Origin of the sequence: Arthrobacter sp. ES3-54 (assembly GCF_029504395.1) — a bacterium.
Lineage (GTDB): Bacteria > Actinomycetota > Actinomycetes > Actinomycetales > Micrococcaceae > Arthrobacter.
In genome coordinates, this window is record NZ_JAQFIF010000003.1 from 474,957 (window position 1) to 488,428 (window position 13,472).

Here is a 13,472-nt window from a genome sequence, read left to right on the forward strand (position 1 = left end):
CCACAGGTCCGGCGTCGGAAGGACGGTTTGCGGATGGAGCACCCCGGGGAGTCGGACCCTGCCGAGGACTGGCCGGTCCTGGCCTTGGAACGCCTTGGCCAGGACATGCTGGCCAAGGTCGGCGGCAAGGCGGCCAACCTGGGCGAGCTGGCACGTGCCGGCCTTCCGGTTCCGGCCGGCTTCTGCCTGACCACCAGGGCCTACCTGGACGCCACAGCATCCCTGGAGCTGGCGGACGTACACTGGGCCCTCGCCGCGACCGCCCCCGATGATCTGGCAGGGCTGGCTTCCCTTGCCGAGAAGGCCCGCGCGCTGGTGCTCGACGCCGATGTCCCCGCCGGCATCGACGCCGCCGTGCGCGCCGCGTATGCGGCGCTGGGCGCGGACACCCCGGTAGCGGTGCGGTCCTCCGCGACGGCCGAAGACCTGCCGTTCGCCAGTTTCGCCGGCCAGCAGGACACGTTCCTGAACGTGGTCGGCGCAGATGCCGTGCTGGCTGCCGTCCGCCAATGCTGGGCCTCGCTGTGGACAGACCGTGCGGTGACGTATCGGGCGGTGCAGGGGATCGAGCCCTCGGCGGTGTCCCTCGCGGTGGTCGTCCAGCGCATGGTGGACGCGGCCGTGGCCGGGGTGCTGTTCACGGCCAACCCTGTGACCGGCCGGCGGCACGAGGCCGTCATCGACGCCAGCCCGGGGCTGGGCGAGGCCGTGGTGTCCGGGGCCGTCAACCCGGACCACTTCGTGCTCGACGGCGCCACAGGACGGATCCTCGAGCGGCGACTTGGGGATAAGGGCATGCTCATCCGGCCACTACCCGGCGGCGGAACCGAGCGGGTGGCGCAACCCAGCGCAGGGTTGGCGCCCAGCCTGGACGATACCCAACTGGCCGCGCTCGAGCTCCTGGGCCGCCGCGCGGAAGTGCACTTCGGTTCGCCGCAGGACCTCGAATGGGCCATCGGCCAGGACGGCGCCGTGTGGCTGACCCAGTCCAGGCCCATCACCACGCTGTATCCGATGCCGGACAGGCCGCCGTCCGGGCCCGTGCCGCGCGTTTACCTGTGCTTCAGCCTGGCCCAGGGGCTGACCCGGCCCCTGACGCCTATGGGCCTCGCCGGGATCCGGCTGATTGCGTCCTCGGTCGCGGGGGCGGCGCATTTCCCGGTGCCGGTGCCCCGTGACGGACCCGCGCCGTACGCGGAGGCCGGTCAGCGCATTTTCTTCGATCTCACGCCCGTCGTCCGAAGCAAGGCCGGGCGTGCGATCGTCCCCCGGGTATTCGACGTCATGGAGGCGCGCTCCGCGGCCGTGCTGCGCAACCTTTTCGCCGATTCCAGGTTCTCCGTCACCATCAGATCGCCGTGGCCGCTCCTGCGCCACGTCGTTCCGGTGGCGGCGCGGGCCAGAGTCCCGGAGACCCTGATCCGCGGCCTCATCCGGCCCGAGCAGGCGCTGCGCCGGGCCGACCGTGTGGGCGAACAGCTCAGGGCCGCAATCGCGGTGCCTGCCGGCGCCACCGCCGCGCAGCGCCTGGACCACGTTGAGCGGATCCTTGGCCAGCGCGTCTTTGCCGTGGTTCCCGCCATCCTGCCGCTGCCCGCATTGGGGTTCGCCTTGCTCGCCCTCGCCGGAAAACTCGCAGGGGATCCCGGGAACGGGGCGCTGCAGGAAGTCCTGCGGGGCCTGCCCAACAACGTGACTACCGAGATGGACCTGGACCTCTGGGCGCTGGCTACCGCGATCCGCGACGACCCGGCGTCAGTGGCCGTGTTCAAGGAAGCCGCATTGCCTGAGATAGCCCGGCGTTACCGGGCAGCGGATCTTCCCGGCGTCGTGCAATCCGGGCTTTCGGACTTCTTGGGCCGGTACGGCCACCGCGCCGTGGCGGAGATCGACGTCGGAATGCCCCGCTGGTCTGACGACCCGACCCACATCCTCGGGGTCCTGGCCAACTATCTGCGCGTGGATGACCCGGCCCTGGCACCCGACCGGCAGTTCGGCAAGGCGGCGCGCGAGGCTGAGGCGCAGGTAGGGCGGCTTGTGGCTGCGGCCGGGCAGCGCAGCCGCCTGCGGGGTGCCCTGGTACGGGCAGCGCTGCGCCGGACCCGAATGTTCGCGGGCCTGCGTGAACTGCCCAAGTACCATCTCGTTGAAGCGCTCAGTGCCGTCCGCCAGCAGCTTGCGGCCGTGGGCGCGGAACTCGCCGCGGCCGGGGCTATCGATGCGGCGGACGATATCTTCTTTGTTGACCTGACCGAGGCGCACCGGGGGCTGGGCGGCGACGCGCTGCAGGGTGTGGTGGCGCAGCGCCGGGAGGCTTACGCGGCTGAACTGGGCCGCCGGCACATTCCCCGCGTGCTGCTCTCGGACGGCACTGAGCCCGAGGCAGTGCAGACCAACGTAGTGCAGACCAACGCTGTGCGGACCGGCGCTCCTCGGTCTGGCGCCGACGGCCGGGGCCCGGCGGGCGCTGACGGCGGCGCGGGGCAGCTCTCCGGCACGCCGGCGTCGGCCGGGACCGTCACGGCCCGGGCCCGCGTGATCCTGGACCCCCAGGGCGCGCGCCTGGAACCGGGCGAGATCCTCGTGGCGCCCTCCACGGATCCCGGCTGGACGCCGCTGTTCCTGACCGCCGGCGGCCTCGTGATGGAAATGGGCGGGCCCAACTCCCACGGCGCCGTCGTGGCAAGGGAATACGGGATCCCCGCGGTGGTGGGGGTCCCCGACGCGACCACGAGGGTCGCCACAGGCGACAACCTTACGCTCGACGGCGCCGCCGGCACGGTGACGCCGGCAGGGTGACGCTGGCCATGAGCGAAGTTCGCGGTTCCGAGGGCCAGGAACCCGGGACCACCGAAATTCCCGCCGCGGGCACCCCGGTACCTGACACCCGGCCGCCCGAAAACCCCCGCTCCGAGAACCCCGGCTCCGGAGCCCCCCGCTCCGAAAGTCCCGCGGCCGGAACTCCCGTGCCCGCAAACCCGGAGGCGGACCCGGACGCGCGGCTGCCGGCGTGGCTCGTGGAGCGGCCGCTCACGGCCGGCTGGGCGTGGGCCGGGTTCTGGGCAGCGCTGATCGTGGCCGATGAATTCCTGGATCTGGCCGGCTGGTCCTGGTATGTGCTGGTCGGCATGGCCGCCCTGCCGACGCTGCTGGCAACCATCGCCCTTCTGCACGCCACCCCGCGCCGCTACCTGAAGCCCCGCCGGGACACGGTCCTGGGCCACTTTTTCGTCCGCTTCCTTGCCTTGGTTGCCGCCTTCCTCGTGTGGGGCGTGTCCGTGGTCATGAGCGCCTCGATCTCGACCACCCTTCAGTCGCTCGTCGGGGCGTCCGAGCGCGAGGTCACCGCGGTGGGCTTCAACCTCCTGCTCGCCGCGATCCCGCTGGTGGTCTCCGTGCTGTGGCTGGCCTTCATCATCCGCTGCGCCTGGTTCCTGCGCCGGCTCCGGGGCTGGAAACAAGCGCCGGAACCGGGCACCGTGCCCAAGAAGTTCCTGCGGGGCAGGCCGCGGCTGAGGCGGGTGGTGGTGGGTCTCGCCCATCCCGGTCTGCTGCTCGTGGCGGGCCTGGGCACCTCCGTGCTCGCGCTCCTGCTGGGCGCTGTGGAACTGACCATCAATGTGTTGAAGTAGGGCAACCGGGCTGCCGGGGCCAGGCGTACTGTTGACCTATGAGCTGCACTGAAGCGCGCATACCTCAGACGCGGATATTTGGATCATCTCTTCCCGGGGCGCGGTCACGATGACGCGCAAATGGCTGCGCTGGCTGCCCGCCGTCGCCGTTCCTGCCGTCATTGCCGCCGGCGCGCTGGCCGGATCCCTGCCCGCCAGCGCCGGGGATCCCCTGCCGACCAAGACGCCGGAGCAGGTCCTGCAGTTGATCGCCCAGCACCGCACGCCTGCCCTCTCCGGAACCCTGGAACAGTCCTCCGAGCTCGGTCTTCCCGAGCTCCCCAAGACCGGTACCGGCCCGGACTCGTCCAGCACCGCCTGGCTCGAACTGCTGACAGGTCCGCACACCGCTCGGGTCTATCGCGACGGCCCGGACAACGCCCGTATCCAAGTGATGGACCGGCTGGCTGAACGCAACGCCGTCCGCCACGGCAACGAGGTTTGGTTCTACAACTCCAAGGACAACACGGCCTCCCATCTCCAGCTCCCGGCCAACCCGGCGGGCGCCGCCAACCATCGCGGCGACGGCAGGGACGCTACGGCCACCCCGGACCAGCTCGCCACGATGCTCCTGGCCAAGATCGAACCGGGCACCGACGTGACGGTGGGCGCCGACGTCCAGGTCGCCGGCCGGGCCGCCTACAACCTGGTGCTGACGCCGAAATCCGATGCGACGCTGGTCGGGTCCATCGCCGTAGCCGTCGACGGCCAGACCGGGCTGCCACTGGGCGTCGAGATCAAGGCCCGCGGACAGGCGGATCCCGCCTTCCGCGTAACCTACACGAGCCTGACGCTCGGGGCCCCCGACGCGTCGGTCTTCACGTTCAGCCCACCGCCGGGCGCCACCGTCCAGGAAATCCCAGTGCCGGAGCACAAGCGCGGGAACGATGCCGGGAACGCTGCGGCGCCGGCAGCCAAGGACAGCGCCCGCAAGCCTGCCGTCACCGGCTCCGGCTGGGACTCGGTGGTTGAGTTCCCGGCGGGAACGGCCGGTCCCGCCTCGGACGCCAAGGCCCCGGCCCTGCTTGAACAGGCCACCGTTCCGGTCCAGGGCGGCCGGCTCCTGTCCACGGCGCTGGTGAACGTTTTGGTGCTCGACGACGGCCGGGTCGTCGCCGGCTCCGTGCCACTGGAGCGGCTCCAGGCCGCTGCCGCGCAGAAGTGATGATGGGCGCGGTATCCGGCGACGGTCGGGTGACCCTCCGGTGACGGCCGCGTGAGCGTCGCCGGGCCGGGGGCCGAGCCGAGCATCGAGAACAGCAGCGAGCTGAGCATTGAGACCAAGGGCCTGACCAAACGGTTCGGCCAGCAGTTGGCTGTCAACGGCGTCGATCTGGCCGTGCCGAAAGGCGCGGTCTTCGGCTTTCTGGGCCCGAACGGCTCGGGGAAGACCACCACCATCAGGCTCCTGCTCGGCCTGGCCACGGCCAGCGGCGGCTCCATGCGCGTCCTGGGCGAGGAGATGCCCCGGAAACTGGCTGGCGTGCTTCCCCGGGTCGGGGCGCTGGTCGAGGGACCGGCGTTCTACCCGTTCCTCTCCGGCGCGGCCAACCTGCGCCGCATGGACGCCGCGGACCCCCACGGTTCGGCGGCAACGCGGCGCGCCCGGGTCCAGTCAGCCCTGGAACGGGTCGGTTTGACGCACGCCGCGGACAAGCTGGTCCGGGCCTATTCGCTGGGCATGAAGCAGCGGCTGGGGATCGCCAACGCCCTGCTCGTTCCGCGGGAGCTCCTGGTGCTGGACGAGCCCACCAATGGGCTGGATCCCCAGGGCACCCGTGAAGTGCGGAGCCTGGTGCGATCGCTCGCCGCGGACGGCGCTACGGTGTTCGTCTCCAGCCACTTGCTGGCCGAGGTCGAGCAGATCTGCACGCATGCGGCCATTATGAGCGCGGGCCGGCTTGTGGCGCAGGGAACCCTGGCGGAACTGCGTGGGGCGGGCCAGGCCAGGATCCGCGTGCTGACCCCGGATCCGGGCACCGCGGCGCAGGTGCTGACGGGCCTGGGCCTGACCTTGAGTGCCGACGGCCGCACTTCCGCAGGCACGGGTTCCGGTGCCGCTGGCTCCGGAACGGACGCGGCCCTGTTCGCGGCACTGCCTGCGGCTCCGCCAGGTGCGGCAGCCCGGGAAGACCAGGGATCGGCTCTGGCCGTGGAGCCGGAAGCTGTGGTGGCGGCCCTCGTGGCGGCCGGGGTCCGTGTCCGCGGCTTCGCGACCGAACAGGCCAGCCTCGAGGACCGGTTTGTGGCATTGACGGGGGAGGGGTTCGACGTTGTCCAATAACAGCCCATCTTTGGGCGATCCACCAGCCGACCCATCAGCCGGCCCATCAGTCGCCCCGGCGGGCGGCCGCAGTGGAGCGGCCGCAGGCGCAGGCGGCGACGTCGGGGCAGGCGGCCCGCCGGTCCGGCGCGGATCCCTGACCCGCGGACTGCTGGCCTCCGAGCTCGGCGTGCTGTTCCGCCGCCGTAGGACGTGGGCCATGTTGTGCGCGCTGGCGGCCATCCCGGTCCTGATCGCCGTGGCGGTGCGGGTCTCCTCGGCCGTGCCGCCGGGCCGCGGGCCCGCCTTCCTGGACCGGATCGCCCAGAACGGCCTGTTCGTGGGCGTCACGGCCATGGTGGTCTCCGTGCCGCTGTTCCTGCCGCTCACCGTCGGCGTCGTGGCCGGAGACACGATCGCCGGCGAGGCCGGGCTGGGAACCCTGCGCTACCTGCTCGTGGCCCCGGCCGGGCGGATCCGTCTATTGATCGTCAAATATGCCGGGACGGCTCTGTTCGTGCTCGTTGCCCCGCTCGTGGTGGCCCTGACCGGGGCCGGAATCGGCGCAGCGCTCTTCCCTGTGGGCCCGGTGACCCTGCTTTCCGGCGACACGATCGAGCCCGGCGAGGCAGTGGTCCGGCTCCTGCTGATCGCCGCCTACCTGGCGGTTTCACTGCTGGGGTTGTCGGCGATCGGCCTGTTCATCTCGACCCTGACGGACGTTCCGGTCGGGGCCATGGCGGCCACCGTGGTGCTCTCGGTCGTGGCCCAGGTCCTGGACGCGCTGCCGCAGCTTGGGTCGCTGCATCCCTGGCTGTTCAGCCACTACTGGCTGGACTTCGGCGATCTGCTCCGCCAGCCGGTTTCCTGGGACGCCTTTGCCGGCAACGCCGTCTTGCAGGGCGGCTACATCGCCGTCTTCGGCGCACTGGCCTACTGCAGGTTCATCACCAAGGACGTGCTCTCCTAGCCGCCGGCCAGGCCGGACCAGGACCGCGTCCTAGGACCGGGTCCCAGGACAGGGTCTCAGTAGCGGGCCACGTAGCCGTAGAGCTGCATCCCGGACATGGCCGCAACATCGGTCACGGTGATGCCGGCGTCGGGATTGAGAGCCTGAACCACGCGGCCGCCACCGACGTAGATGGCCACGTGGTAGAAACCCGGGGCCGAGCCCCAGACGAGCAAATCGCCAGGCCGGGCCTGGGAGAGCGGGACGTGGACGGGGGCCTGCGCGAACTGCTGGGAGGCAGTGCGGGGCAGGTATTTGCCGGCAGCGGCGAACGCATTCTGCACCAGGCCCGAGCAGTCAAACCCACGGGCCCCGGTTCCGCCGTACTGGTAGTAGAAGGGCGATCCTGTCTTGCCCAGCGCAACTGAAATCGCGGTCTGGTTCGAGCCGCCGGAAATCGGCGCCGGCACGGGCGCAGGTACTGGGACAGGCGCCGGAACCGGAACGTGAATCGGCGCCGGAGCAGGCGCGGGTTCGGGGGCCGGCGCGGACGCGTGTACCGGTGCGGGTGCGGGTGCTGGGGCTGGCGCGGGTGCTGGAGCCGGTGCCGGAACGGGAGCCGCCGGCACTTGGGCCGGAGCCGGAGCTGCCGGCTGCTGTGCGGCCGAATCGTCCCCTCGCGGTGATGCCGGGGCAGGCTGGGAGTCCGTGGCCGGCTGCGGCGTCGCCGCGGCCGCCGCGGTCAGTGCCGCCAGCCGCTCCTGCTGGCGCTGGCGGTCGAGGGCGTCCACCCGGGCCGATTCCAGTGCCGCGGTGGTGTTCTTAAGGTTTGCCAGCTGGTCTACCAGCGCGCTGCGCTGTGCTTTGGCTTCCGTCACGGCCTGGCGCTGGGCCGCGGTGGCGCGGTCGGCGTCGACCTTGCGGTCTTCCGCGGTCGCGGCGGCCTCGTCCGCGGCGCGGTTGGCGTCCGCTGCGGCTTCCGTCAGTGACTTTGCTGCGGCGGCCGCGGTTTCCGCGGACTGAAACGCCCGCGCGCGTCCGGCCGTTACAGCCTCCAGCGTGGCTGCATCTTCGAGGGCCTGTCCGCTGCCGCTGACAAAGCTGCTGAGCGCAGGATTCAGTCCGCCGTTGCGGTACAGATCCCCGGCCAGCTGGCCGATCTGCTTGCGGGACTTGGCCTGTTCCGCTTCGGCGGCGGCAGCCCTGGCGGCCGCCACAGCCGCCGTGTCACGGCGCGTAGCCAGCTCCACGAGGGCCTCGCCGTAGGCATTGTTTGCTTGCAGGGACGCGGCGAGGCTGGCTTCCTGGCCGGCCGAGGCGTCGGCCAGGAGCCCGTCGATCCTGGTGACCTCCGCCGCCGTCGCGCTTTCGCTGGACTTGGCGGCCGCGATCTCTTCCGGTGAGGGGATCTCCGGCGACGCCGGAACCTGGCCGGCCGCTGGCAGCTGTACGCGCCCGAATGCGGAAGTCAGTGGTGTGGCCTGTGCCGGGAGCGCGAGCGTTCCAAGGAGGACGACGGCGGTGCAGAGCACAGCCGTCTTGCGACCGGATCCGGTCCAACTCATGGGCAAACCTCGCGAAGTGTCAGGCTGGAATGAGCGAGGTCGGATTTTGGCGCGTTCAAGCCCCTCTGCGGATCACCCAGCAGGCATGAGGCTACGTGCCAAAGGTCACTTTGGCAACACGAGTCACATGAATAACATAAACAACACTGGTGTCATTTGGCCACGCATGCGAGGGGTGTGTCGTGCTGGCAGCCAGCCGCGGCGGCATCCCGGACGCGGGGATACCCGCACGGCGCTGACGCACCCGGCCGGACCCGGCCGATCGCCGCACGGCGCTGCCGGGGCTCCCGCACGCTGGTGCCCGGGTCAGGCGTGCTGGTGCGACTCGTGCTCCGAATGCGTGACGGGCTCGAGCTGGAATGTGCAGTGTTCGGTGTCGAAATGGGAGCCCAGGCAGCTGGTGAGTTTGTCGAGGACCCGGTCGGCGCCCCGGGCACTGAGCGCCGCGTCCTCCACCACCACGTGGGCGGAGAAGACGGGGACGCCGGAGGTGATGGTCCAGATGTGGATGTCGTGGACGGATACCACTCCGTCCACGGAGAGGATGTGCTCGCGGATCATCTGAACGTCCACGCCCTTGGGGGTGGCCTCGAGGAGCACGTCCACGACGTCGCGCAGCAGGTGCCAGGCCCGGGGCAGGATCATGAGGGCGATGAGGATCGACGCAATGGTGTCTGCAGCCTGGAACCCGGTGACCATGATGACCAGCGCCGCCGCAATGACGGCAAAGGACCCCAGCAGATCCCCCAGGACCTCCAGGTAGGCGCCGCGGACATTCAGGCTCTCCTTCTGGGCGCCGCGCAGGATCAGCAGCGATACCAGGTTGGCGACGGCGCCGAGGATGGCCGCTGCGAGCATGATGTCGGTGTGGACCTCGGGGGTTGAGCCGAGCCGGCGGATGGCCTCGGTGAAGATCACCACCGAGATGACGATCAGGACCAGGGCGTTTGCCAGCGCCGCCAGGACCTCGGCGCGCTGGTAACCGTAGGTGCGCAGATCGCTGGCGGGCCGGGTGGCGATCCACGCGGCCAGCAGGGCGATGAAGACGCCGGCGGCGTCGGAGAGCATGTGCCCGGCGTCGGCGAGCAGGGCCAGGGACCCGGAGACCACGGCGCCAATCGTCTGGAGGAGCACCACGGCGAGCGTGATCGCCAGGACGGCGACCAGGCGCTTGCGGTGCTTCGCTGTGCCAGTGGCAGTGATGCCGTGCGAGTGGCTGTGGTCGTGTCCCATGCCTACAAGGCTATCCCCAGCCAAGCTCGTGCAGGCGCGCGTCGCTGATGCCGAAGTGGTGGGCGATCTCATGCACCACGGTGACGGTGACTTCCTCGATCACGTCCTCCCGGGAGGCGCAGATGTCCAGGATGGGCTGGCGAAAGATCGTGATCCGGTCCGGCAGTGAGCCGGCGTCCCACCAGGAGTCCCGCTCGGTCAGGGGAACACCCTCATAGAGCCCCAGCAACACGGTGTCCGGATCCTCGCCGGGCTGCGGGGTGTAGTCGTCCTCGATGAAGATCGCGACATTGCTCATTGTCTTCGCCAGCTCCGGCGGGATCCGGCCCAGGGCGTCACTCACCGCAGCCTCGAAATCGGCCTCGGACATCGGGAAGGGCCCGTCAGCCGGGCTGTCACCACCGTCCCCGCCGTCACTGCCGTCCCCGCCGTTCGGAACGATCGGCAGGCCGGGCGGGAGGGATGAGCGCATAGGGAAACTCTAGCGGGACCGGCGCCGGGTCAGCCCCACGCCCACGAGGCAGATCACGCCGCCCACCAGGCCCCAGATGGTCGGAATCTCGCCCAAAACCAGCCAAGAGATCAGGATTGTGGTGCCAGGGACCAGGTAGGTGGTGGCGGCGAGGCGCCCCGCGTCAATGAGGGAGAGCGCGTAGGCCCACGTGGTGAACGCGATCGCAGTCGGGAAGATGCCCAGATAGACCAGACCCAGCGTGGCCGGCAGGGGAGCGGCCTGCACTTCGGTGATCAACTGGCCGCTGAAGGGCAGGCAGCAGACGGCGCCCACCATGATGCCGAACCACGTGGCCTGGGCGGCCGGAAACTTGCGGAGCACCGGCTTTTGGACGATCACGCTCACGGCGGCCAGCGCGGCCGCGAGCAGGCACAGCAACACACCGGCCACGTCCGCCGTCGACCGCTGGCCGGAACCAAGCGCAATCAGGGCCACGCCGCCAAAGGCGATCAGGCTGCCGATGATCAGCCAGCGCGGGAAGCCCTCTTTCAGGATCACGCCGGCCATCACGGCGACCAGGATGGGGTTGACGTTGATCAGCAGGGCGGCCGTGCCGGCGTCGAGCATGTGCTCGGCGGCGTTCAGGGCCACGTTGTAGCCGCCGAACCACATGACGCCGTAAGCCAAAATGGGCCACCATTCGCGGCCCCGGGGCAGCCCCCTGAGCTTCGGCACCACCAGCAGGCCCAGCACGACGGCGGCAACCGCCAGGCGGCCGAGCGTCAGGGAGCCGGGGGAGAAGCTCGGGCCCACGGCCCGGATGCCCACGAATGCCGAGGCCCACAGGACCACGGTGACCACGACGGCGGCGATGCCGAGCCGGCTGATCGGGGCCGGCTGTCGGGGAGAGGCGGGCGCGGGTTGCGGGGCGGGTGCGTGTGCGGCGAGCGGAGACCCTTCGTGGGGGCCTGCGGACGGAGTGGGGCCGGATGCTGCGGTTGTTGCCATGCTGCCAATCTAGCCGTTCCCGCGCGGTCAGTACTGGCGGAGATCGGTCGCGTCTAGTCGAGATCCTGCCAACATGCCGGACGGCCTCAGCGGAGGACCCGCGCCGCCGCCCGGACAGCGTTCGCGACGTCGGTCAGCGCCGCCGAGCCGCGTCGCCACTGCTGCCAGTAGAGGGCGACGTCCACGTGCGCGCGGGCAGAGAGCGTCTCGAGCCTGCCGGTCTCCAGATCTTCGCCGACTTCGAGCTCGGGCATCATGCCCCAGCCCATGCCCCAGCGGATGGCATCGCCAAACTCCTGGGCGGCCGGCACATAGTGGCGCGGCGGCTGCAGGGCTGCGCGGCTGAACCGGCGCAGCCAGCGGTCCTGCAGATCGTCCTTGCGGTCAAAGACCACAACGGGAGCCGCGGCCAGCGTCGCGGCGCTCACCCCGGGCCCAAACCAGCGGCGGGTGAAGTCCGGAGCGCACACCGGAAAATAGCGCATGATGCCCAGCTTGCTGGACGAGCAGCCGGGCACTGGCTTGGCTGTCTCGGTGATGGCGGCAGCGGCGGCGCCGGCGCGCAGCAGGTCCAGCGAGTGCTCCTGGTCCTCGCGCAGGATCTCCAGCTGGACGTTTTCACTGGCCGCGGCGAGCCCGGCCAACGCCCAGGTGTGCAGTGAATCGCTGTTGATCACCAGGGTCAGGCGAGTTCCCCCGCGGCGTTGCTCCGGCTGCAGTTCCTCGGCCAGGTCCGCGGAGAGCAACTCCAGCTGCCGGGCGAACCGCACCACGGCCTCGCCGGACTCCGTGAGCCCGGGCGGCCGCGCGCGGGTCAGGACGGGCCGGCCGACGGCGGCCTCGAGGGCCCGGACACGCTGGCTGATGGCCGAGGGCGTCACGGACAGGTGGGCTGCTGCGGCGTCGAAGCTCCCGTGCGTGAGAATTGCTGCCAGCGTCCGGGCCTGCTCGGGGGAAATTTCCATCATTAGTTCATCTTATGTATCAGCAGAAACTTTAACTGGCTTCATCTTCGGTGGGCCCCTACCGTGGAGTGGTGATCCTCCCCCTGTTTTCCGGCCTCTCCGCCGGACTGTCCCTCATCGTTGCCATCGGCGCGCAGAACGCCTTTGTCCTCCGCCAGGGCATCCAGCGCTCCCACGTCGTCATGGTGGTGGCAGTCTGCGCGGTTTCGGACCTCGTGCTGATTCTGCTGGGCGTCGCGGGCGTCGGTGTCCTCCTGGACCGGGCGCCCGCTGCCCTCGTGGTGATCCGGTGGATCGGGGCCGCGTTCCTCCTCGTCTACGGAGCGCTCGCGGCCTGGCGTGCGGTCCGGGGGGAACAGCTGGAGAATCCTGGCGAGAAGCCGGCCGGCGGCCGGGCCGCCGTGCTGGGCACCTGCCTGGCCTTCACATGGCTGAACCCGCACGTCTATTTGGACACGGTGTTGCTGCTCGGGTCCCTCGCCGCGGCCCAGGGCGATGCCGGCCGCTGGTGGTTCGCCGCAGGGGCCGGCCTGGGAAGCATTGCCTGGTTCACCGCCCTCGGTGCGGGGGCGCGTTTCCTGACGTCCCTGTTCCGGCGCCGGGCGGCTTGGCGGGTGCTGGACGCCGGAATCGCCGTCGTGATGGTCACTCTTGCCGTGCTGCTGCTTGCCTGAGCGACTGCCCGCCGTTTCGCCGACGCTCGAGGCCGGAAGCGCAAGCTGCTTCCGGAGCCGGCACTCAGCCACGGGCCGGTAGGCCCTTGTCCGCTGAATGTGGCGGGGTAACGATTGCCGGTATGACTCCATCACCGGCTTCAGCCCGCGAAAGAAAGCGTGCAGCCATCGGTACAGCTGCCTTCGCTGTTGCCCCCGCAACGGCCGCCGGCGTAGTGCCGTGGCTTCTGACCCGCTGGGAAGTGGCCTCCCCGGTCCCCGGCGGGGTGCCCGCGCAGATCACCGGCGCCCTGCTGATCGGCGCGGGCGCGGCGGTGATCGCGAACTCCTTTGTGCATTTCGCCGTGGAGGGCATCGGGACCCCCGCGCCATTCGCCCCGCCCAAGAAGCTGGTGGTTGGCGGGCTCTACCGGTACGTGCGGAACCCGATGTACGTGTCCGTTGCGGCGGCCATCGCCGGGCAGGGACTCCTGCTTGGCCAGCCGAAGCTCTTTGTGGCCCTGGGCATCGGCGCCGTCCAGGTGGTCGCGTTCGTCCGGCTGTACGAGGAGCCGGCTCTGACCCGGAAGTTCGGCCCGGCCTACGAGGAGTACCGCCGTAACGTCCCGCGCTGGCTGCCCAGGCTCAGGCCGTGGCGGCCCGAGGGTCCGGAACCGTCCCGGGGCGAAGGCTAGGGCGCGGGCCCGGCCG

At 70.6% G+C, this 13,472-nt stretch carries 12 protein-coding genes; 7 read left to right on the plus strand and 5 right to left on the minus strand.

The genetic code is table 11. From position 1 onward, the window contains the following. Window positions 1-33 precede the first annotated feature (33 nt). The 5 genes from M2428_RS08120 (at window position 34) to M2428_RS08140 (ending at window position 6,904) form a co-directional block, all read left to right on the plus strand. On the plus strand, window positions 34-2,799 hold the full coding sequence (locus M2428_RS08120; protein ID WP_277525450.1) for a PEP/pyruvate-binding domain-containing protein: 2,766 nt from the start codon (window positions 34-36) through the stop codon (window positions 2,797-2,799). Between the two features lie 8 nt (window positions 2,800-2,807). After that, window positions 2,808-3,632, plus strand: a complete 825-nt coding sequence (locus M2428_RS08125) for a hypothetical protein (protein ID WP_277525451.1) — start codon at window positions 2,808-2,810, stop codon at window positions 3,630-3,632. 109 nt (window positions 3,633-3,741) lie between these two features. Further along, on the plus strand, window positions 3,742-4,836 hold the full coding sequence (locus M2428_RS08130) for a hypothetical protein (protein WP_277525452.1): 1,095 nt from the start codon (window positions 3,742-3,744) through the stop codon (window positions 4,834-4,836). Between the two features lie 51 nt (window positions 4,837-4,887). After that, on the plus strand, window positions 4,888-5,955 hold the full coding sequence (locus M2428_RS08135; RefSeq protein WP_277525453.1) for an ATP-binding cassette domain-containing protein: 1,068 nt from the start codon (window positions 4,888-4,890) through the stop codon (window positions 5,953-5,955). Between the two features lie 199 nt (window positions 5,956-6,154). Further along, a complete protein-coding gene (locus M2428_RS08140) occupies window positions 6,155-6,904 on the plus strand; it encodes an ABC transporter permease (RefSeq protein WP_277525536.1) in 750 nt (249 codons plus the stop codon). Window positions 6,905-6,960: 56 nt separating this feature from the next. Here M2428_RS08140 and M2428_RS08145 read toward each other — a convergent pair whose 3' ends face one another. The 5 genes from M2428_RS08145 to M2428_RS08165 all read right to left on the minus strand — a co-directional run bounded on the left by M2428_RS08145 (window position 6,961) and on the right by M2428_RS08165 (window position 12,111). Continuing rightward, window positions 6,961-8,448 (minus strand): C40 family peptidase, encoded by a 1,488-nt coding sequence (locus M2428_RS08145; protein ID WP_277525454.1) that lies wholly within the window; start codon window positions 8,446-8,448, stop codon window positions 6,961-6,963. Between the two features lie 306 nt (window positions 8,449-8,754). Then, window positions 8,755-9,681, minus strand: coding sequence for a cation diffusion facilitator family transporter (locus M2428_RS08150; RefSeq protein ID WP_277525455.1), 927 nt, complete (start codon window positions 9,679-9,681; stop codon window positions 8,755-8,757). A 10-nt stretch (window positions 9,682-9,691) separates the two neighbouring features. Next, on the minus strand, window positions 9,692-10,153 hold the full coding sequence (locus M2428_RS08155) for a metallopeptidase family protein (RefSeq protein WP_277525456.1): 462 nt from the start codon (window positions 10,151-10,153) through the stop codon (window positions 9,692-9,694). 9 nt (window positions 10,154-10,162) lie between these two features. After that, entirely contained in the window at window positions 10,163-11,143 is a 981-nt protein-coding gene (locus M2428_RS08160) for a DMT family transporter (RefSeq protein ID WP_277525457.1), read from the minus strand. 86 nt (window positions 11,144-11,229) lie between these two features. Next, window positions 11,230-12,111, minus strand: coding sequence for an ArgP/LysG family DNA-binding transcriptional regulator (locus M2428_RS08165; protein ID WP_277525458.1), 882 nt, complete (start codon window positions 12,109-12,111; stop codon window positions 11,230-11,232). 68 nt (window positions 12,112-12,179) lie between these two features. On the opposite strand from M2428_RS08165, the gene M2428_RS08170 reads away from it, so the two are divergent. Both M2428_RS08170 and M2428_RS08175 read left to right on the plus strand, forming a co-directional pair. Further along, window positions 12,180-12,782, plus strand: coding sequence for a LysE/ArgO family amino acid transporter (locus tag M2428_RS08170; RefSeq protein WP_277525459.1), 603 nt, complete (start codon window positions 12,180-12,182; stop codon window positions 12,780-12,782). A gap of 122 nt (window positions 12,783-12,904) precedes the next feature. Continuing rightward, window positions 12,905-13,456: an isoprenylcysteine carboxylmethyltransferase family protein gene (locus M2428_RS08175; RefSeq protein ID WP_277525460.1), complete on the plus strand. Its 552-nt coding sequence runs from the start codon at window positions 12,905-12,907 to the stop codon at window positions 13,454-13,456. Window positions 13,457-13,472: the final 16 nt, after the last annotated feature.